The 21,050-nt window shown below is 38.2% G+C and carries 17 protein-coding genes; 15 read left to right on the forward strand and 2 right to left on the reverse strand.

All coding sequences use genetic code 11. The features are described 5' to 3' along the window. The first annotated feature begins 6 nt into the window (after window positions 1-6). From prmA to ACT4_RS01630, 8 genes are all read left to right on the forward strand, one after another. Window positions 7-912, forward strand: coding sequence for a 50S ribosomal protein L11 methyltransferase (gene prmA, locus ACT4_RS01595; protein ID WP_007479219.1), 906 nt, complete (start codon window positions 7-9; stop codon window positions 910-912). Between the two features lie 14 nt (window positions 913-926). After that, window positions 927-1,790, forward strand: coding sequence for a DUF3426 domain-containing protein (locus ACT4_RS01600; RefSeq protein ID WP_007479221.1), 864 nt, complete (start codon window positions 927-929; stop codon window positions 1,788-1,790). A gap of 375 nt (window positions 1,791-2,165) precedes the next feature. Then, entirely contained in the window at window positions 2,166-2,435 is a 270-nt protein-coding gene (gene fis, locus ACT4_RS01605; protein ID WP_001086304.1) for a DNA-binding transcriptional regulator Fis, read from the forward strand. 74 nt (window positions 2,436-2,509) lie between these two features. Continuing rightward, the gene (gene purH, locus ACT4_RS01610; protein WP_007479271.1) at window positions 2,510-4,084 is read left to right on the forward strand and encodes a bifunctional phosphoribosylaminoimidazolecarboxamide formyltransferase/IMP cyclohydrolase; all 1,575 of its coding nucleotides are present in this window, start codon (window positions 2,510-2,512) and stop codon (window positions 4,082-4,084) included. Window positions 4,085-4,188: 104 nt separating this feature from the next. Then, entirely contained in the window at window positions 4,189-5,475 is a 1,287-nt protein-coding gene (gene purD / locus ACT4_RS01615) for a phosphoribosylamine--glycine ligase (RefSeq protein ID WP_007479272.1), read from the forward strand. A gap of 598 nt (window positions 5,476-6,073) precedes the next feature. Then, window positions 6,074-6,949, forward strand: a complete 876-nt coding sequence (locus ACT4_RS01620; protein WP_007479273.1) for a MetQ/NlpA family ABC transporter substrate-binding protein — start codon at window positions 6,074-6,076, stop codon at window positions 6,947-6,949. Between the two features lie 70 nt (window positions 6,950-7,019). Continuing rightward, window positions 7,020-8,045: a methionine ABC transporter ATP-binding protein gene (locus tag ACT4_RS01625; RefSeq protein ID WP_007479275.1), complete on the forward strand. Its 1,026-nt coding sequence runs from the start codon at window positions 7,020-7,022 to the stop codon at window positions 8,043-8,045. Next, window positions 8,042-8,737, forward strand: a complete 696-nt coding sequence (locus ACT4_RS01630; RefSeq protein WP_007479276.1) for a methionine ABC transporter permease — start codon at window positions 8,042-8,044, stop codon at window positions 8,735-8,737. The genes ACT4_RS01625 and ACT4_RS01630 overlap by 4 nt, the downstream gene beginning before the upstream one ends. A 53-nt stretch (window positions 8,738-8,790) precedes the next feature. Here the strand turns inward: ACT4_RS01630 and ACT4_RS01635 are convergent, their stop codons facing one another. Then, window positions 8,791-9,657, reverse strand: a complete 867-nt coding sequence (locus ACT4_RS01635) for an acetoin utilization protein (protein WP_007479278.1) — start codon at window positions 9,655-9,657, stop codon at window positions 8,791-8,793. Continuing rightward, a complete protein-coding gene (locus tag ACT4_RS01640; RefSeq protein ID WP_007479279.1) occupies window positions 9,651-10,637 on the reverse strand; it encodes a hypothetical protein in 987 nt (328 codons plus the stop codon). Before ACT4_RS01640 ends, ACT4_RS01635 begins: the two co-directional genes overlap by 7 nt. 369 nt (window positions 10,638-11,006) lie before the next feature. Between ACT4_RS01640 and gloB the strand changes: the two genes are divergently transcribed. The 7 genes from gloB (at window position 11,007) to ACT4_RS01675 (ending at window position 21,027) form a co-directional block, all read left to right on the forward strand. Then, complete coding sequence (gloB, locus tag ACT4_RS01645; protein ID WP_007479282.1) at window positions 11,007-11,738, forward strand: hydroxyacylglutathione hydrolase; 732 nt, start codon at window positions 11,007-11,009, stop codon at window positions 11,736-11,738. A gap of 296 nt (window positions 11,739-12,034) precedes the next feature. Next, window positions 12,035-12,241: a hypothetical protein gene (locus ACT4_RS01650; protein WP_004878555.1), complete on the forward strand. Its 207-nt coding sequence runs from the start codon at window positions 12,035-12,037 to the stop codon at window positions 12,239-12,241. Window positions 12,242-12,538: 297 nt separating this feature from the next. Beyond that, window positions 12,539-13,921, forward strand: a complete 1,383-nt coding sequence (gene ahcY, locus ACT4_RS01655; protein WP_007479284.1) for an adenosylhomocysteinase — start codon at window positions 12,539-12,541, stop codon at window positions 13,919-13,921. A gap of 73 nt (window positions 13,922-13,994) precedes the next feature. Further along, entirely contained in the window at window positions 13,995-14,831 is an 837-nt protein-coding gene (gene metF, locus ACT4_RS01660; RefSeq protein ID WP_004878551.1) for a methylenetetrahydrofolate reductase [NAD(P)H], read from the forward strand. 22 nt (window positions 14,832-14,853) lie between these two features. Further along, the gene (locus ACT4_RS01665) at window positions 14,854-15,576 is read left to right on the forward strand and encodes a 16S rRNA (uracil(1498)-N(3))-methyltransferase (RefSeq protein WP_004878549.1); all 723 of its coding nucleotides are present in this window, start codon (window positions 14,854-14,856) and stop codon (window positions 15,574-15,576) included. Between the two features lie 112 nt (window positions 15,577-15,688). Beyond that, a complete protein-coding gene (locus ACT4_RS01670; protein ID WP_007479287.1) occupies window positions 15,689-18,565 on the forward strand; it encodes an EAL domain-containing protein in 2,877 nt (958 codons plus the stop codon). Between the two features lie 191 nt (window positions 18,566-18,756). Then, window positions 18,757-21,027 (forward strand): NADP-dependent malic enzyme, encoded by a 2,271-nt coding sequence (locus tag ACT4_RS01675; RefSeq protein WP_007479288.1) that lies wholly within the window; start codon window positions 18,757-18,759, stop codon window positions 21,025-21,027. Window positions 21,028-21,050: the final 23 nt, after the last annotated feature.

A 21,050-nucleotide genomic window follows, 5' to 3' on the forward strand; every position in this document is an offset into this window, starting at 1 on the left:
TTTCCTGTGAACTGGCTACAAATTCATATTACTGTTGATCAAAATCAAGTTGAACTCACCGAAACATTGCTTCTTTCTTTAGGTGCTGTCAGTGTGACTTTAGACGATGCAGAAGATCAGGCTTTACTTGAACCACTACCAGGCGAAACCCCTCTTTGGAATAAAGTTATCGTTACAGGGATCTATCAACAAGACGAAGAAGATCCAATCGATGTTGATACATTAGAAGCTTTTTTAAAAGCTCAACTTCCAGATATTCCAATGCGCCATGAGTATTTGGAAAACCAAGTATGGGAACGTGCTTGGATGGATTATTACGAGCCAATCCAAATCGGCGAAAAATACTGGATCGTGCCAGAATGGTTAGAACCACCTGAGGCAGACGCGACAAACATCAAACTTGATCCAGGTTTAGCATTTGGTACAGGTAACCATGCAAGCACCTTCTTATGCTTACAATGGTTAGGCAAAACCGATGTTAAAGACAAAATTGTCATCGATTATGGCTGTGGTTCAGGTATTTTGGGTGTTGCAGCATTGTTACTTGGTGCTAAAAAAGTTTATGCAACCGATATTGATCCACAAGCTGTGTTGGCAACAAAACAAAATGCAGAATTAAATGGCGTACTTGATCGCCTTTATGTTGGTCTCCCTGAAGAGTTTGATCAGGAGTTCAATCAACAACAAGCTGATGTGTTAGTAGCAAATATTTTAGCTGCACCACTAATGGCACTAGCGCCTGAATTCTCAACTTTAATCAAAAGTGAGGGGGAGTTCGCACTTGCAGGTGTAATCGAAGAGCAAGTTGCTGATGTTTCTAGTGTTTACTCTGAGTTTTTTGATATATTAGACATCGAAAAGCGTGAAGAAAACTGGTGTCGCATTTCAGGAAAACGCAAAACAACAATTTGAGAATACTTTTTCTTATGAGTGAAAAACAGACCCGCTGCCCCAAATGTTCAACTGTGTACAAAGTGACCCTTTCACAACTCAGCGTTGCTCAGGGTATGGTTTGTTGCCCAAAATGCATGATCAACTTCAATGCATTGACCAATCTTTTAGATTCAGAGGCGAATGAAACGGTTCCTAGCACTACGAACCGTTCACTCTTTTCATCAATACAACCAGACAGCTCATTTGCAGAAAAACAAATGCAGATATTGAGTATTTTTGAACAAAAAATTGAAAACTCAAATATCGACTTACTGACTTATTTAAATAACTTAAATTACTTTAATACCGAACCCGTTACAGCCCTTCCCAGCCTAAATCTTTCGGAAGATGCCTTATTAATAGAGCACGAGCCAAATACCAAACAACACGGATGGCTTTATTACTCTTTATGGGGAATCGGCAATATTGTTTTAATTCTTGTATTTGCTTTTCAAATATTGTGGTTCAATCCAAAGCTTATGCATGAAAGCCCAGCATTGAATCGAATTTTCAATTATGCATGCGGTATTTTGACCTGCAAAACTTTAGACGAACAATATAAGTATCTCAGTTTTGAAAAAGTGAAAGTAAAACGTATCAGCAAAGATGAAACCAAGTTTTCTGGCGTGCTAATCAATCACCATGAAAACAGCATTTTGATTCCTTCTATTAAAGTTGTTCTAAAAGAAAAGGGGGAAACCATCACCGACATCACATTGAAGCCACAAGACTATCTTGTAGACAGTCTAAAAATGATTCAACGTATTCCATCAAACAGTCCTTTTAGATTCGAATTTACCATTCCAAAAAGCAAAAATAGCTTTGATGACTATAGTTTAGAAATTGTACAGCCCTAAAAGCATAAAAAAGTGACAAAAAAACAAAAAAAAGTGCAGTTAATTTGCTCACTTTTTCACAGACAGTGGTATGATACGCGCCACGAATGCTTTGACCTACATACTCCTCGTTATTTATAGACAATAAAATCGTTAAACGAACTGTGCTTCTATCCCATAAGCGCATTGTTGGTTTTTTTGTTTTTGAAAGTAGGCAGTAACAAATATTTAACTATTGTTACGCTTATTTTTTACACAAATCGAGGAATTGTGGCAAGCTAATAGTCCTTTTGTTTTAGAGTCACTGTTTTAGGATCTAAAACAGGGCTCAGTAATTTAGACCACATTTATATATCGCTTTACCCAAGCGATATTTGATTTTTCGGATTAACACGCATGAATAGCAAATCTCCTATTTTTACGGCTCAATCTGATGTCGCTCTTCGCATCCATGTAGATCGCGCAGTTCGTCATTATTTTGCACAATTGCAAGGTGAGCAACCATCTCAAGTTTATGACATGGTTTTAGCAGAAATGGAGAAACCTCTTTTATCTGTGGTCTTAGAATATACTCGTGGCAACCAAACACGTGCCGCTGAGATTTTAGGCCTTAACCGTGGAACTTTACGTAAAAAGTTAAAAGCTCACGGTTTAATGAGTGAATAATTGATAAAATGCTCACGTTCTCGTGGGCATTTTTTTATGCTTAATCTGTAGACTTCAAATTGTTGACTAAAATCATGACTATCAAACGTGCTTTAATCTCTGTCTCCGACAAAACTGGAATCGTTGAATTTGCTCAAAACCTTGTAGCTCTTGGGGTGGAAATCCTATCTACAGGCGGCACATATAAGTTGCTTAAAGACAACAACATCGCCGTAGTAGAAGTTTCAGAACATACAGGTTTCCCAGAAATGATGGATGGTCGTGTAAAAACACTTCATCCCAAAATTCATGGTGGCATCTTAGCTCGTCGTGGTCTGGACGAAGCTGTGATGCAAGAACACAACATTGATCCGATTGATCTTGTGATTGTGAATCTTTATCCATTTGCTGCAACTGTTGCAAAACCAAACTGCTCTCTTGCTGATGCAATCGAAAATATTGATATCGGTGGCCCAACAATGGTTCGTGCAGCCGCGAAAAACCATGCTTCAGTTGGTATTATCGTAAATGCATCTGACTATGACAGCGTCATTGCTGAATTAAAAGCAAATGGTTCATTGTCATACGAAACGCGTTTCGATTTAGCTGTTAAAGCATTTGAACACACTGCTCAATACGATGGCATGATTGCGTCTTACCTAGGTGCACGTGTTGGTAAAGTTGAAGGTGAAGCTGACTTATTCCCTCGTACTTTCAATACTCAATTGAATAAAGCACAAGATTTACGTTACGGTGAAAATCCTCACCAAAATGCAGCATTCTATGTAGAAGAAAATGCAAAAGAAGCATCTGTTTCTACTGCGAAGCAATTACAAGGTAAAGAACTCTCTTATAACAATATTGCAGATACTGATGCAGCACTTGAATGTGTTAAATCTTTTGCAAAACCTGCTTGTGTGATTGTAAAACATGCAAACCCTTGTGGTGTCGCAGTTTCATTAGATGGCATTAAAGCTGCTTACGATCTTGCTTATGCAACTGATCCAGAATCTGCATTTGGTGGCATCATTGCATTTAACCGCGAATTAGATACTGCAACTGCACAAGCCATTGTCGATCGTCAATTCGTTGAAGTGATCATCGCACCAAGCATTGCTGATGGCGTACTTGAAATCACAGGCGCGAAAAAGAATGTCCGTGTGATGGTGTGTGGTGAACTTCCAGCGATTGATGCTCGTGCTCCACAACTCGACTATAAACGTGTAAACGGTGGTTTGTTGGTTCAAGACCAAGACTTAGGCATGATCACGAAAGATGACCTCAAGGTTGTAACTAAGCGTGCGCCAACTGAACAAGAAATTGATGACCTTATCTTTGCTTGGAAAGTTGCAAAATACGTGAAATCCAATGCAATTGTTTATGCGAAAAACCGTCAAACAATCGGTGTTGGTGCAGGTCAAATGAGCCGCGTGAATTCTGCTCGTATTGCAGCAATCAAAGCAGAACATGCTGGTTTAGTGGTTGAAGGTGCAGTAATGGCATCTGACGCATTCTTCCCATTCCGTGATGGTATTGATAATGCTGCAAAAGCAGGTATCAAATGTATCATCCAACCGGGTGGTTCTATGCGTGACGAAGAAACGATTGCAGCAGCTGACGAAGCTGGTATTGCAATGGTATTCACGGGTATGCGTCACTTCCGTCATTAATACCCCGAAGTCCCTCTTTTCTGCGATGCCTTAGTCGCATTAGAGGGACTTTTTTATTCTTAACAGGTATATTCTTAAATACGGAAAAGGGAAATAACTTAATAATGAATATTTTAGTTTTGGGTAGCGGTGGCCGTGAACATGCACTTGCATGGAAAATCGCACAAGATCAGAAAGTGGCTAAAATTTTTGTTGCACCGGGTAATGCAGGCACAGCAACTGAAGACAAATGTGAAAATGTTGACCTTGATATTTTAAACAACCCAGCGATCATTGATTTTGCTAAAGCCAATGATGTTGCACTGGTGGTTGTTGGTCCAGAAGCACCGCTAGTCAATGGCGTTGTTGATGCTGCTCGTGAAGCGGGTGTTAAAATTTGGGGTCCAACTCAATATGCTGCGCAACTTGAGGGTTCAAAAGCATTTGCTAAGCATTTCTTAAAACGCCATAACATTCCAACCGCTTTTTATGATGTATTTACAGAAGTAGATGCAGCTAAAGCCTATGTAGAACAAAATGGTGCGCCAATTGTTATTAAAGCTGATGGTCTTGCGGCAGGTAAAGGCGTTATCGTTGCAATGACCAACGAAGAAGCTTTTGCTGCAATTGATGACATGCTTGCAGGTAACAAATTTGGTGATGCGGGTTCTCGTGTTGTGATCGAACAGTTCCTAGCTGGTGAAGAAGCAAGTTTTATCTGCATGATTGATGGTAAAAACATTCTTCCAATGGCAACCTCACAAGATCACAAGCGTATCTTTGAAGGTGATCAGGGTCCAAATACAGGTGGTATGGGTGCTTATTCCCCTGCTCCTGTTGTAACTGCTGACGTTTTCGAACGTGTTATGAATGAAGTTATGCGTCCAACTGTTGAAGGCATGGCTGCTGATGGTCATGTTTACACTGGTTTCTTATACGCAGGCTTAATGATTGATGAACAAGGTCAACCTCGTGTGATCGAGTTCAACTGTCGTTTTGGTGATCCAGAAACCCAACCGATTATGATGCGTTTAAAATCATCTCTTGTTGATTTAGTTGAAGCTGGTATTGATGGTAACTTACCAAGCGAAGCTGAATGGGATGAACGTAAGTCAATTGGTATTGTACTTGCAGCTGAAGGTTATCCTGAAACTGTACGTAAAGGTGATGTGATTTCTGGTATCGGACAATCTCCTGAAGATACAAAAATCTTCCATGCTGGCACAGCAACCACCGAAGATGGTCATATCATTACTGCGGGTGGACGTGTACTTTGCGTCACAGCATTAGGTGATACTGTGCTAGAAGCCCAAATTAATGCGCTAGAAGTATGTGGTCAAGTGACATTCACGGGTATGCAATACCGTAGCGACATCGGCTATCGTGCAATTGCACGTGAAAAAGCTGAATAAGCCATTCTCTAAAGAGGCCTTCTTCGGAAGGCTTTTTTATTCCTGAAAATGCATAAAAATAAATTCTATATTCATTATTTAGATATAAAATTCAGAAAAATATATATTCATTATTCCACTGATTCAGCTCAATATCTTTTCTGAAAAATTTATAAAACTATCATCCATTTATGTTTACTATGAATGTAATTTCCCTCAAATAATCATACTCTTATACGCTTTAGTTCAATTTACGCCCCTATAACCTTATGTAAATTGTTGGTATCATTGCCCAAATTTTAGATGTTGTTTTTTTGTTAAACCGATGATCTTTTTCATTTATTTCAAATAATTAAGACATTGTAGTTTAGGGATTGAATTACAGCTAGATCCAAATTTGATGATAAAAATAATATGAAGTTTCTATTGTTCAAATAAGTTGTATTAAATTTGAACATGAATATTCATCTATTTTTATAATGTTGCAAGACGCAGATTTTAAAAGCAATTCACATGAATGTTTATGCATGATGCTAATTTGCAACATACAAAATTATTGCAATCACTAATGCTAGAGAAATACGAACCTTCTCAACATTATTTCGATTAGGATTTATACATGAAAAAGCTGATTGGTCTTTTTTTAAGTGTATCTGTGTTATTGCTTGCAGCGTGCAGCAAACAACCAGATACAGCATCGACTGAACAAAAAGGTGATGCTGGCGCGTTGCAAACTGTTGTAATTGCTTCTACTGGTTCTGATGCAGACATTTGGCGCTATATCGCAACATTACCTGAAACCAAAGCTGCTGGCGTTAAATTAGAAATTAAAAACTTCACAGACTATGTTGCAATGAATACCGCGGTTGCAAACAAAGAAGTTGATTTAAATGCATTCCAATCATATGCATATCTTGTTGCTTTCAATGCGGCAAATAAAGATAAGATTGCACCTGTTTCAACAACTTACTTAGAGCCAATGGGTATCTACTCAAGCAAAGTGAAAAAAGTTGAAGAGTTTGCTGAAGGCGCAACAATTGCAATTCCAAATGATGGTGCGAATGAATCACGTGCTTTATTACTTTTACAAAGTGCTGGCTTAATCAAATTAAAAGCTGATTTCGACCCTGTAAAAGGCACACCTGCTGACATCATTGAAAATAGCAAGAAAATCGTAATTAAACCAATTCAAATGGCAACTGCTGTTCGTGTTAAAGACGAAGTGGATGCGATTTTGTTAGGTAATACGCTTGCAATGGAAGGTGGATTAAACGTTCTTAAAGATGCAATCTTCTACGAACCAATCGATCAAAGCACGAAATTAAATGTGAACGTTTTAGCAACGGCAGAATCACGTAAAGATGATGCTATATTGCAAAAAGTTGGTGCGTTGTATCACACCGAAGCTGTTAAGCAATATGTACAAGAACATTTTGCTGGTACCAAGGTTGACGTGAACAAACCAACAAGCTATCTCACAGAAGCAAATTCGTAATATAATCTTCTCAACGAAACAGGCAAAGTGACTTTGCCTGTTTTTTCTTTTTTGCTTAGTATTGACGAACATGATCCAATTTAAAAACATTTCGAAACACTATCAGCTAAAGGGTCAGACGATTAATGCGTTAGACCAAATTAATTTAGAAATTCCTGAAGGTAGTATCTTTGGGATTATTGGCTATAGTGGTGCAGGTAAAAGTACGTTAATTCGTTTGATTAATTTGCTAGAGCGTCCATCACAGGGACAAGTAATTATTAATCAAAAAGACTTTACTGCAATGGATGCGCGTACACTTCGTCAAGAACGTGCAAATATCGGCATGATCTTTCAGCACTTCAATTTATTGCAAACAAAGACTGTCTCTGAAAATATTGAAATGCCGCTTAAATTACTTGGGCATAGTATGATTGAGCGTGAAAAGCGCTTAGCAGAATTATTAGATTTTATCGATTTAAAACATAAGAAAGATGCCTACCCTGATGAATTATCAGGAGGTCAAAAGCAACGTGTAGGTATTGCTCGTGCGCTTGCCAATCATCCTAAAATTCTACTCTGTGATGAAGCAACATCTGCGCTTGACCCACAAACGACCAAATCTGTTTTAGCCTTATTAAAAAAGATCAACCAAGAGCAAAACATCACCATTGTCATGGTGACACATGAAATGGATGTAATCGAGTCAGTGTGTGATTATGTTGCGGTGATGGAATCAGGTCATGTGATTGAAACAGGTTCAACACTCGATATCTTTAGCCAGCCCCAACATCCAACGACTAAAACATTTATTCAGACCGTGTTACAGCAACAACTCCCTGTCAATATTCTAAATAACCTTGAGCATAAGCATCATAAGAGTATCTATAACCTCCAGTTCTTAGGGACTTCAGCTCAAGAAACCGTTATTCAAGCGGTGATTAAACACTTTGATTTAAGCCTCAATATTCTTTTTGCCAATATGACTGAAATTAACGGAACTGTTATTGGTCAGATGTTTATTCAGCTCTTAGGTGATCCAAATATTATTCAGGAAGCAATTAAATTCCTTGAACAGCAAGGCGTTAAAGTTGAACAATCTGGAGTAAGCCAATGAGAGACTTCATCGTACAATGGCTAACAGAAGTCACAGCACCATTTTGGCATAGCTCACTGTCAATAGATCAATTCGTAACAGCTTTACAAGAAACCTTTCAAATGGTGTTCTTCTCATTGTTGTTTGGTTGTATTTGGGGATTGATCCAAGGCATTACATTAGTCGTAACACGCAATGGTGGTATTTTACAGAATCGCGCGGTTTATTATTTTCTTAATCCAATTGTGAATGCGCTGCGTTCATTGCCTTTCATTATTTTACTGATTGCGGTTATTCCATTAACCAAAATGATTGTAGGCACATCGATTGGAACATGGGCCGCGATTGTACCGTTAACGATTTATGTTGGCCCTTATCTCGGTCGTTTGATTGAAACCTCATTACTCGAAGTGAATGAAGGTATTGTTGAATCCGCTCAAGCGATGGGTGCATCGCCTTGGCAAATCATTTTTAAGTTTATTATCCCTGAAGCTCGTAGTTCTCTGATCCTGAACTTAACGACTGGTACGATTTCTCTTATCGGCGCAACAGCGATGGCGGGAGCAGTCGGTGCAGGTGGTATTGGTGATTTGGCAATTTCTTATGGCTATCAACGCTTTGATACTAGTGTTGTGATTTTAACAGTTATTGTTTTATTACTTTTGGTCCAGATGGTTCAAATGCTTGGAGATTGGTTAGCCAAATTACGTTAATCAAGCTCAATCAAAAAGCACTCTTGTTTGAGTGCTTTTTACATTTTAATTTCCTATGGAAAGTAGATTTCGTTCGCAGCCTTGAATGTATTGACATGCAATGGAACTAAATCCTCAAGCTCCTGATATCCCCCCGCCAATACAAACAACATCGGAATTTTCATTTTTTTTGCCATTTCAAAAACCAATCGATCTCGTTCAAACAATAATTCTGTAGTAAACCATTTAGAACCATATTTATCCAGTTGATGACAATCCATACCTGCTTGATAAATTATAAGATCCGCCTCCCAACGGGAAGCATAATTAAACGCTTCAAAGATCGCTTCTCGATAGAGATCAAAATTACCTTGTTTTGGATGAATATATCGGGTCAGACTGCGTTCATTCGCTTTACAGCCGAAACGGATACCAAAAATCCCAAAGTTGACTAGATTGGTCATTCGGTTGGTAAATATTGCTGTACCATCACCACCATGCTGATCGCAATCCAAAATAAAGATTCTTTTTTCAGGGAATTGCTTTGCAACCAGCGCTAAACCATTGAATGTGCAATATGCTGCACCAGACTCATAACTTGCATGATGAAAACCTTGTGCAATATTTGCAGCAATACCCTCATTTAATGCGATTTCTGCACCCAATAACTGCCCCGCCTGAACGGATAAAATCGCATCACGTAATTGCGTATTCCAAGGTTTAAACCCTTGTACTGTCGCAAAAGCAGATTCACCTGAGATAAAAGCTTCAACATATTGTGGATTGTGCAATTTCTTTAAAATTTCAACATCAATCAGTCCAGGATCAATGAGCTCAACCATTTTATTTTCATACAGTACATCCGCAACTGCGGTCAATTTTTCCATGCTGTTGGTATGCGTTTGAGCATAATAGCGCGGAGAATAACAAGCTTTTAGCATGGATGTCCTACGCATATTTGATCTTGAGCAATTTCCATGAGTTGGCTCAACTCAGTTGTATCTGGTCGGAACAGCCCATTATCCACTTGCTGTTTAAAATGATAACCAAATGCACGCGCACGATTTTGCGGAGAAACAGCTAAAGTGGTTAACCGTAAAAACCAAAAACCGTTCATTTGTGAAATAGGAATGACATAACCTTTGTATTGCTGATTCTGATGTTTGTCCAAGTGATCTAAATCATAATTTGCAGAAAATAGACTCCCTGCAGGTAACCTTACCCCATTCATCATTAACGGCACTAAGCTGATACAGGAGTGATTGTCACCCATATTCATCTTTTCCATCATAATAGGCTGGTCTTGCTCATCTACAAAGATATTGATTTCACCTTGTCTGAGTAACCGATGATGTGCAATACGTAAGAAGAATTTTTCCGCCATTGGACATGAGCCTACTTTTGGCTTTTCCTCCAAAGACTCACACTCAATCATTTCTAAATTTTTAGCATCTTGCGGGAGAATAATATCCGCGAGTAACTGACAAATTAAAATACTTTCTTCAAGCTCAGCATATTGATACAAGGTTCTTAAAGTCGCTTGAAAATCAACTTCCTGTCTTAAATTTTGTGTAAATGTTTCTTGCGGATTGAGTTTTCCTAGGCAAGTTTCCACATCTGGATTCGTGTCCAAATTGCGCCAAGTTCCTAGCTCCAAACCATATAAAGAAGCTTGATTTAAAATATTCTTTAAACCCTTGGTTTCATATTCTTCAAAAATTCTAAAGTCTTGAAAACCGATCAGATCACGCGGTTGAGAAACAAATTCTGCAATCACCCGTGTTGCTTGAGTATAACCACAGCCCCGACGCTCAGTTTGGTGACTAAAGTGCTCATTCAACATTTCGGTAAGCTTGGCAGACAAAGGGTGTAAATATTTTTTGAAGATAACAACAACTTCATGATCTACCAAATCAGACATAACTTCCCTCACTTTCTTCTTATGATTTCCCTACATTCGATCTTATGCATTCACTCTATACTTATCTTATTCACTGTAATCTTTTAAATTATTTAGCTTAAATTAAATATCTGTTATTCGAGTCAAGATGAATGTAAATCATTAACTTATAAACCTTTTATATCATCTTTATTCAAAATACTACACTTGTCAACTATAAAGATAATGGCTGATTTCAGTCGTCATATACTGCCCTAAAAAGTCAGTAAAACACATCGAACTCCTACAGCTTTTGCACTATGAATCTTTTACACTTAAACTAATACAATCGGTTAAATTTCACAATTGGCCGCACAATAACCTCTTGAAACAAAGATTTAGGATTCGGCTATGCATTATAAAATTCATGCAATTGACGTTAAAAACGCCTTAAAAAATTATATTTGGTTATTGGAAGATACACATACCAAAGAAGTCGTCGTCATTGATCCTACTGAGGCACATCTTGTGACACAGTTCTGCGCAGAGCATCAATTACAATTAAAGCAAATATGGCTGACGCATTGGCATCGCGATCATACGGATGGAGTTTCAGGCTTATTGGCAGATCAAAATATTCCTGTTTATGGCCCTCGTGATGAGCTAAGTAAAATATCTTTAATTTCCAATCCATTACAAAACAATGATCATTTCCACTTTAATCATCTCAAAATTGAGATTATTGCAACTCCTGGTCATACTCTCGGTCATATCACCTATTTTATTGAAGAAATCGACAGCTTATTCTGTGGAGATACACTATTTGCGATGGGTTGTGGTCGTTTATTCGAAGGGACTGCCGAGCAAATGTATCATTCACTCAATCGGCTCGCAGCTTTGCCTATTCAAACCAAAGTGTACTGTACACATGAATATACATTAGCGAATGCCGAGTTTGCCTTAACCGTTGAACCACATAATGTCGCGTTGCAAGAACGCTTTAGAGAAGTTCAAGCACTGAGAGATGCGGGGCAAATCACACTGCCAAGTACAATTGAATTAGAGCTAGAAACTAACCCTTTCCTGCGTACAGAAAGTGCTGAAGACTTTGCTCGAATTCGCAGTTTAAAAGATCAGTTCTAAACAAGAACTTCCTCGCTGGGTACTCATTTTTCACTTTAGCAATAAAGTGAAAAATGAAATTATTTTTTACATCTTAAAATACGAAAAACTTAACAATAGCAATTGCTTATTTTGCGACCAACGTTAATTTTATAATTAAAATACAAGTACATATAAAATCTAATTTTTAATCCAATCTTTTTTGATTACTTCAGTTTTACAATATTTACAAGCCGAAAAATAAATATATGCATCACCCCTTTAAAAATTTTCAAGACACCCTTATTAATAATTACAAGTTCACAAGGAGTTCTGCTATGAAAAACAGAGTTGTTAAAGCAAAAAATTTAGTCGCTTTTCGTATTTGGTTAGAGAAATTAGGATATTCAGTTAAAAACTTAGCAGACAATCGTGGCTTTACTTTTAGTTTTAAAAAAGAATATGGTTTGGTGACTTGTGATCTTTCTGGTAATGCTTTAGCCATGCAACTTGGCGAAGAATTCGAAGATCATTTAAAAGCATAATGATAAATTTTGCTGATTAGGGTTTCAAAAGGATAAGGAACCCTAAAATACGATTAACAATTTTTCTTTTATCTTTCCCCTTCCTCAATCTCTCATTTTCTGACCATCTGTCATAAAAATAACATTGGAACAAAAGTGATTTCCAAGTATTATATTGCCCTAGTCGAGGGATGCTGCGACAAGTGATCGGTACTAAAGATCAATTTGCCAGGCTCGACGATCGGTTAAACATTCGCTTTAACCAACAACGGCATCCGCGAACAGAATGATCCATACTATTTTTTCTAGGAGATCCTGATGAACGCGGTGAATGCTTCATTTACAGATTATAAAGTTGCTGATATTTCCCTTGCTGACTACGGTCGTAAAGAGATCAAACTTGCTGAAGCAGAAATGCCAGCTTTGATCGGCTTACGTAAGCGTTATTCAGCTGCTAAACCTCTTGCGGGCGCAAAAATCTTGGGTTGTATCCACATGACAATCCAAACTGCTGTTTTAATTGAAACATTAGTTGAGCTTGGTGCAGAAGTTCGTTGGACATCTTGCAACATCTTCTCTACTCAAGATCATGCTGCTGCTGCGATCGCTGCAAGTGGTGTTCCAGTATTTGCTTGGAAAGGCGAAACTGAAGAAGAATACGTTTGGTGTTTAGAACAACAGATCAATGTTAATGGTCAGCCTTGGGATGCCAACATGATCTTGGATGATGGCGGTGACTTAACTGCACTTGTTCATGAAAAATATCCTGTGCTTTTAGAACGTATTCACGGTATTACTGAAGAAACCACGACAGGTGTTCAACGTCTGTTAGAAATGTGGAAAGATGGTTCACTTAAAGTTCCAGCAATCAATGTCAACGATTCAATCACAAAATCTAAGAACGACAACAAATACGGCTGCCGTCATTCATTAAATGATGCAATCAAACGCGCGACCGATATGTTGCTTTCTGGTCGTCGTGCGCTTGTGATTGGTTACGGTGACGTTGGTAAAGGTTCTGCTCAATCTTTACGCCAAGAAGGCATGATCGTTCGTGTGACTGAAGTTGATCCAATCTGTGCAATGCAAGCATGTATGGATGGTTACGAAGTTGTTTCTCCGTACAAAAATGGCGTACAAACTGGTAAGAAAGAAGATATCAATCACGATCTATTAGGTAACACTGATCTTGTTGTGACCACAACGGGTAACTACCATGTTTGTGACTCAGCAATGTTGGATAGCTTAAAAGCTGGTGCAGTTGTTTGTAACATCGGTCACTTTGACACTGAAATTGACACAGCATATTTACGTGGTTACAAATGGGTTGAAGTAAAACCTCAAGTACACCAAGTGTATCGTTCAGAAGATGAAAGCAATTATCTAATCCTTCTTTCTGAAGGGCGTTTAGTGAATCTCGGTAATGCAACAGGTCATCCATCTCGTATTATGGATGGTTCTTTTGCGAACCAAGTCTTAGGTCAAATGCATTTGTTCGCTGAAAAATTTGCTGATTTGCCTGCTGACCAAAAACAAGCTGCGATTCGCGTAGAAGTTCTTCCTAAGAAATTAGATGAAGAAGTTGCTGCTGCAATGGTTGTTGGTTTTGGCGGTGTGTTGACACAATTAACTCAAGTTCAAGCAGATTACCTCGGTGTTCCTGTAGAAGGTCCATTCAAATCTGACGCTTACAAGTACTAAGAAATAGAGGGCAGACGTTTTACGGACTGCCCTTTTTTCTAAAATTTCTAAGCAATTTTAAAAAGGATTTGAAATGACGAAACGTGTTCCTATTTCTTTTGAATTTTTCCCACCAAAAACTGACGCTGGTGCAGAAAAATTACGAGTCGTTCATCAAGAGCTACAATTACTCAACCCTGAGTTCTTCTCGATCACTTATGGTGCTGGTGGTTCTACTCGTGAACGAACTTTAGCTGCAATTGATGACTTTAATGGTAAAGGCACGCCTGTTGCACCTCACTTGTCTTGTATTGGTGATGATAAAGCTCGTATCGCTGAGTTACTCGATTTGTATAAATCTCAAGGTATTGACCGTATCGTTGCGTTGCGTGGTGATTTACCATCAGGACAAGTTGGTCTTGGCGAACTCCCTTATGCACAAGACCTGGTACGTTTTATTCGTGAGCATTCTGGCGATCACTTCCATATCGAAGTGGCAGCTTATCCAGAAATGCATCCACAAGCAGAAAGCTTCGATGCAGACATCAAGCGTTTTGTAGAAAAAGTTCAAGCAGGTGCAAATGCGGGAATTACTCAATTCTTCTTCAATCCAGATGCTTATTTCTATTTCATTGACCGTCTAGAAAAAGCTGGAGTGAATATTCCAGTTGCACCAGGCATCATGCCAATTACAAATGCAAGCAACTTAATTCGCTTTGCTGATGGTACAGGTGCAGAGATCCCACGCTGGATTCGTAAGCAACTTGCAGCCTATGGTGATGACAGCGCAAGCATTAAGGCTTTCGGTCATGAAGTGATTGTTAAGCTTTGTGAACGTTTAATTGCTGGTGGTGCACCAACACTTCACTTCTACTCAATGAACCAAACAGAACCAACTCGACAACTCGTTGTTGATCTTGGTTTGAACTAATTTGTAAGAGCCGTACCTAAGCATGAATCGTTTTTATATCGAAACTGAATTAAATACTGGAAATACAATCGAATTAACAGAATCAGTATTTCATCATTGGGTACGTGTGCTTCGAGCAAAAGAGCAAGAACAAGCCATCTTTTTCAATGGAAAAGGTGGTGAATACCTCGTAACACTCACTGAAATTAATAAGAAAAATGCCTTTGTTTCGGTTGATCAATTTAATGAGTTAGATCGAACTGCACCATTTAACGTAATTTTAGGTCAAGTCATGAGCAAAGGTGATCGCATGGATTATGCGATTCAGAAAGCAACTGAACTTGGTGTTACGACGATTCAACTCTTAACCAGTGACCGCTGCGAAATGCGTCTAAAATATGATCGAGATCAAAAAAAATTAGACCATTGGCAATCTGTTGCTATCGCGGCCTGCGAACAATGTGGATTAAATAAAGTTCCCCAAATTCTTCCGCCGATTGCGCTGAATGATTGGGTAAAATCTGAATTACCTACATCTCGTTTTGTGCTTGCACCAAATAAAAATCAAGAAAATGTCTTGCTAAAAAGTGACAATCATCTTGCTTTACTTATTGGTCCAGAAGGCGGTTTAAGTGAAGTAGAAATTGAAACTGCCAACCAAAACAATTTTCAAAACTGGTGTATTGGAGATCGTGTTTTAAGGACTGAAACCGCTCCAGTCGTTGCTTTGTCTATTTTAAATTATCACTTCAGCATCAAAGCATGATTGGCATTGCTTTCGATTTGGTTTAGCTGTAATTTAAAATAAAACGCTATTGTGTTTACAAAAAAACATAGACTGTGAACATAGATAAAAAATTAAAAGGACTATTCTTTATATGTTAGGGGCTCAGGAAAAAAATTTGCCACAATTTATCTATACGGATCAAATTAACTATCCTAATCATGTACGTTTATTTGTCATAAGCGTGTTTTGCCTCACTCTATTAGATTATGTTTTATTTGGCTTTTTCTACTCATTTGATCTAAACGTTTTTTCAATTTGGACAGTTCTAACGCTTGTTCTTCTACTTGTTTTTTACACTGTCTGCCATGTTTCTTTAAAACAATATTCTTCTGTCCGCTATGCAAAAAAAACCAATTTAATTTTTCAGGTCATTTGTTTCGTAACGGGCTTACTTCTAGGCTTGGGCGCAATCATCATTAATTACTTTTTAGCCAAAGATGTTCCAAACATTTCAAGCCCTCATCTTTTAACGTTAACCGCCTTTCTACTGACATCGTCTCATATCATTGCACTTACTTTTTTAACGCAGCATATCCGCTATTTCTTCTTATTTTTTATTCCAAGTATCAGCCCCTTAGTTATTTCACAACTGTTACATAAAGATCAAGAACACACTCTTTTCTATATAGCTTACTACCTCTCATTTTTCGCAACTTTGCTATGCGCTCAGGCGACATTCAAAATCCATAAACGTCTATTCCAAGTTCTAGAGAAAAATAAACAACTGATTGATGTAGCAGAACAGCACAATCAATGGACAGAAGAGTTATGTCAGCAGTTGCAACGTGAAGTTAACAAATCCAAAGACATCGAAGCGCAATTACAATTTAATAATCATCTATTAGAACAAAAGGTACGTGAGCGGACATTTGATCTCACTGAAATGAACGAGAGCCTGCAAGAACATCGACAAAACTTAGCTTTTGCCCATGAAACAGCAGGCATCCGCCCATGGGATTGGAATTTAGAGAATCACACTGTCGGCATTACCAACTCACATCTCAAAGAAGTAACTCGAAATTCAGAAAATCATTATTCACTACTCGAAAAAATTGTTCATCCTGATGATGCAGATCGTGTTAAAAATACGCTCTACAATCACTTATGCGGTTTAAATGATCGTTATGAGGAAACCTTTCGTATCAAGCGTCCAAATGGTGAATGGTCTTGGATTCATGATGTAGGACAAGTCATCCAAAGAAATCCTAAAGATGGGACTCCACTTCGTATGGTTGGTATTCATCGTGATATTAATCAAGAGAAAAAAGATCAAGAAAGACTTAAACTTGCAGCAAGTGTATTTGAACAAGCCTCTGAAGGTATTTTCATTTTAGATGACAATTTCCACTATTTAGAAATCAACCCCAAATACGAACAACTGACTGGTTTAGATAAACAATTTATTTTAAATAAACATATTTTTGAAATTACTAAGCAAAGTAAGCAGCACCACCTTAATTTTCATCTTTCGATCCTTGATACATTATTTGAAGAGCATGAGTATGAAGGTGAATATCAAGAAACCTATGTTTCAGAAAAATCATGTTTCTTGTGGATGCATATCAACGCAGTTAAAGATGAGGCAGATCGTGTTATTAATTATATCGGTATTGTTTCAGATCAAACTGAACGTAAGCATCAGGAACAACGCCTATCTTATTTAACCAATTACGATACTCTCACCGATCTACCAAATCGTTTTTATTATCACCAACAACTGCATCAGTACTTGGTAAATGAAGCTTCAATCCAACATCTTGCCGTCATTCGTCTCAATATTGACCGCTTCAGAGCACTGAATGAATTGCTCAGCAATCAGGCAGGTAATGAGCTATTAAAACAAGTGGCACAGCGTTTGCGTATCAGTAATATTGATGCATTGCTGGTTGCACACTTAAGTGCAGATGACTTTGCTATCATTTATGAAATGTCGCCGATTCATCCGCCAATTCACCAACTCTGCAACAATATTGTCGAAGCATTCAGCAAACCGTTTTATATTGCTGATCAAGAGTACGTTGTCAGTATCTCTATTGGTGTTGCAATCTACCCAGAACATGGTAGACAAGTTGATAATTTAAATACTCATGCAGAACAAGCACTCACTGAGGCAAAGCGTTTAGGTGGCAACACAATTCGATACTATTCAACTGAACGAACCAATTTTGTTGCTAAACATACAGATTTAGAGTTAGACCTTAGAAAAGCAATTCAGAATAATGAGTTAGTTGTCTATTATCAGCCAAAAATTACAGCACAATCCTCTCATATCAGTGGTTTTGAAGCCTTAATTCGTTGGAACCATCCAACTAAAGGTTTGATCATGCCTGATATTTTCATCCCATTAGCGGAAAGTACCAGTTTAATTTCTGATATTGGCCGATTTGTCTTATATGAAGCGGCTAAGCAACTTCAGATATGGAAAAACTTAGGTTTTGCTGATATTCACGTTGCAGTAAATATCGTTGCACAACAGATTTTACGTGGCCAATTACTACATGATATTGATGACGTACTCGAACAATATGCAATATCTGGTCAAAACTTAGAACTAGAAATCACTGAGTCAGCGTTTTTAGAAAATACTGAAAGTGTTAAAACAGTTTTATGTGCCATTAAAGAACGTCATATTTCCATTGCACTGGATGACTTTGGAACAGGTTATTCATCACTCGCTTACTTAACCGAATATCCAATTGACATTTTAAAAATTGACCGCGCGTTTATTTCAAAAATTGGCAATCCAAAACAGGATGCGATAGTTAATGCCATGATTGCAATGGGAAGAACGATTGGCTTAAAAGTCGTAGCGGAAGGTGTTGAAACTGAGCAACAAAGAGATTATCTGAAACGACAAAATTGTGACATATTACAGGGTTACTTATTTGCGAAGCCATTAACTGCTGCACATGCAACAGAATTTCTTCAAAAACATATGCAACTGTCAACCGCAAGATATTCCATTTAAAAGTAAATTTAGAGCATTTTGACAGTTTATTTTAAGCTGATTATAGATTGTCAATACGCATCTAGTTCACTGAAAATAAGCTTTTTTGACTGTGCGAAAGCATGAACTAGTGCTATATTCTTGTGCACTTATCTTAATATAATAATTAGACATATATATGCCTGATTATTATCGGAACAATCGAGACTCAGATGGACGATCAATCTTTAAAACAAGCCGCTTTGTATTACCATGAATTTCCAACTCCAGGAAAAATCAGTGTGACACCTAGCAAGCAGCTCGTTAACCAACGAGATTTAGCGCTTGCATATTCCCCTGGTGTTGCTGCTCCATGTTTGGAAATCGAACGTGACCCTTCAACTGCTGCGAAATATACAGCACGTGGCAATCTGGTCGCCGTCGTAAGTAATGGTACTGCTGTGCTTGGTTTAGGAAATATTGGTCCACTAGCATCTAAACCTGTAATGGAAGGAAAAGGTGTACTTTTCAAGAAATTTGCTGGCGTAGATGTTTTTGATATCGAAATTGCTGAAAATGATCCAGATAAAATTGTTGATATCGTTGCTTCGTTAGAACCAACTTTTGGTGGTATCAACCTTGAAGACATCAAAGCACCCGAATGTTTCTACATTGAGAAAAAATTACGTGAACGCATGAAAATTCCTGTGTTCCATGATGACCAACACGGTACAAGTATCATTGTAGGTTCTGCGTTATTAAATGCTTTGCAAATCGTGAATAAGAAAATTGACGAAATCAAAATCGTTGCTTCTGGTGCAGGTGCTGCTGCCCTTTCTTGTTTAGATTTACTTTGTGCTTTGGGCGTTAATAAAAAGAACATCGTGGTTGCGGACTCTCGTGGTCTACTTACAACTTCACGCGAAGGACTTGACGACTCTAAAAAACGTTATGTTCAAGATATTCAAGCGAAGCAATTACACGAAGTAATGGCTGGTGCTGATATGTTCTTAGGCTTATCTGCTGCAGGTATCTTAACCAAAGAAATGGTTAAAGAAATGGCAGAAAATCCAATTATTTTTGCTCTTGCAAACCCAGATCCAGAAATTCTTCCTGAGCATGCACATGAAGTTCGTCCTGATGTAATTATGGCAACAGGTCGTTCAGATTACCCGAACCAAGTAAACAATGCACTTTGCTTCCCATACATCTTCCGTGGTGCACTTGATGTGGGTGCAACAACGATTAACGAAGAAATGAAAATTGCTTGTGTTCACGCAATTGCACGTATGGCGCACGTTGAAGCTGATGCAGCAACATATGGTGAGAAATCTGCTTCATTTGGACGTGATTACTTAATTCCACGTCCACTTGATCAACGCTTGATTTTAGAAATTGCACCAGCAGTTGCTAAAGCAGCCATGGATTCTGGTGTTGCATCACGTCCAATCGAAGATTTTGCAGCATATCGTCAAAGACTTTCAGAGTTTGTTTATAACTCTGCATTCTTGATGAAGCCTATTTTCTCTCAAGCAAAAACTGATCCTAAACGTATCGCTTATGCTGAAGGTGAAGATGAGCGTGTATTACGTGCTGTACAAATTGCAGTTGATGAAGGTCTTGCTAAACCAATCTTAGTAGGTCGCACAACGGTAATTGAAGCCAATATCAAAAAATTAGGCTTACGTTTGCAACACGGTGTGAATATTGAAATCGTTGATCAAGAACAAAATCCGTTATACGAAGAGTTCTGGAAAGACTATTATCAAACAATGCAACGCAAAGGTGTAACTGTCGAATACGCTCAACGTGAAGCTCGTCGTCGTTCAACACTGATTGCTGCATTATTGGTAAAATTCGGTAAAGCTGACGGTATGCTTTGTGGTACGTACAGTAGTTATGACATTCATTTAGATTTCGTACGTAATGTAATTGGTTTAAAAGCAGGTCGTAGCACTTTCTTCACTCTGAATGCATTGATGCTTGAAGATCGTAATTTATTCATTGCAGACACCTATGTAAATACGAATCCAACTGCTGAGCAGCTTGCTGAAATGACTATCTTAGCTGCTGAAGAAGTTCGCCGTTTCGGTATTACACCGCGCGTTGCGCTACTTTCTCACTCTAGCTTTGGTAGTGATCAATTTGATCCAAGCGCTCAGAAAATGCGTGAAGTTCACCGTCTTCTTACTGAACAAGCTCCAGAACTTGAAGTTGAAGGTGAAATGCATGGTGATGCAGCATTAGATGAAAGCATTCGTCACTTTGCCTTCCCTAATTCACGCTTCAAAGGTTCTGCAAACCTATTGATTATGCCTAACTTAGATGCTGCAAACATTTCATTCAACTTGTTGAAAGCAACATCTGGTAATAACGTAACAATCGGTCCAATCCTTTTAGGCGCAGCAAAACCTGTTCATATCCTTACACCAACGACAACAACACGTCGTTTAGTGAATATGACTGCGTTGACTGTTGCTGAAATCCAACAAAGTCAAAACTAATTATCTTAAGCGAAGCTTTTCGA

The organism is Acinetobacter sp. NBRC 100985, from assembly GCF_000241225.1.
Taxonomy (GTDB): Bacteria; Pseudomonadota; Gammaproteobacteria; order Pseudomonadales; family Moraxellaceae; genus Acinetobacter; species Acinetobacter venetianus.

What these genes read in the sequence shown, in the direction of transcription:
- ACT4_RS01600 (WP_007479221.1), top strand. Translation starts at nt 927, where the DNA reads ATGAGTGAAAAACAGACCCGCTGCCCCAAATGTTCAACTGTGTACAAA.
- fis (WP_001086304.1), top strand. Translation starts at nt 2,166, where the DNA reads ATGAATAGCAAATCTCCTATTTTTACGGCTCAATCTGATGTCGCTCTT.
- purH (WP_007479271.1), top strand. Translation starts at nt 2,510, where the DNA reads ATGACTATCAAACGTGCTTTAATCTCTGTCTCCGACAAAACTGGAATC.
- purD (WP_007479272.1), top strand. Translation starts at nt 4,189, where the DNA reads ATGAATATTTTAGTTTTGGGTAGCGGTGGCCGTGAACATGCACTTGCA.
- ACT4_RS01620 (WP_007479273.1), top strand. Translation starts at nt 6,074, where the DNA reads ATGAAAAAGCTGATTGGTCTTTTTTTAAGTGTATCTGTGTTATTGCTT.
- ACT4_RS01625 (WP_007479275.1), top strand. Translation starts at nt 7,020, where the DNA reads ATGATCCAATTTAAAAACATTTCGAAACACTATCAGCTAAAGGGTCAG.
- ACT4_RS01630 (WP_007479276.1), top strand. Translation starts at nt 8,042, where the DNA reads ATGAGAGACTTCATCGTACAATGGCTAACAGAAGTCACAGCACCATTT.
- ACT4_RS01635 (WP_007479278.1), bottom strand. Translation starts at nt 9,657, where the DNA reads ATGCTAAAAGCTTGTTATTCTCCGCGCTATTATGCTCAAACGCATACC.
- ACT4_RS01640 (WP_007479279.1), bottom strand. Translation starts at nt 10,637, where the DNA reads ATGTCTGATTTGGTAGATCATGAAGTTGTTGTTATCTTCAAAAAATAT.
- gloB (WP_007479282.1), top strand. Translation starts at nt 11,007, where the DNA reads ATGCATTATAAAATTCATGCAATTGACGTTAAAAACGCCTTAAAAAAT.
- ACT4_RS01650 (WP_004878555.1), top strand. Translation starts at nt 12,035, where the DNA reads ATGAAAAACAGAGTTGTTAAAGCAAAAAATTTAGTCGCTTTTCGTATT.
- ahcY (WP_007479284.1), top strand. Translation starts at nt 12,539, where the DNA reads ATGAACGCGGTGAATGCTTCATTTACAGATTATAAAGTTGCTGATATT.
- metF (WP_004878551.1), top strand. Translation starts at nt 13,995, where the DNA reads ATGACGAAACGTGTTCCTATTTCTTTTGAATTTTTCCCACCAAAAACT.
- ACT4_RS01665 (WP_004878549.1), top strand. Translation starts at nt 14,854, where the DNA reads ATGAATCGTTTTTATATCGAAACTGAATTAAATACTGGAAATACAATC.
- ACT4_RS01670 (WP_007479287.1), top strand. Translation starts at nt 15,689, where the DNA reads ATGTTAGGGGCTCAGGAAAAAAATTTGCCACAATTTATCTATACGGAT.
- ACT4_RS01675 (WP_007479288.1), top strand. Translation starts at nt 18,757, where the DNA reads ATGGACGATCAATCTTTAAAACAAGCCGCTTTGTATTACCATGAATTT.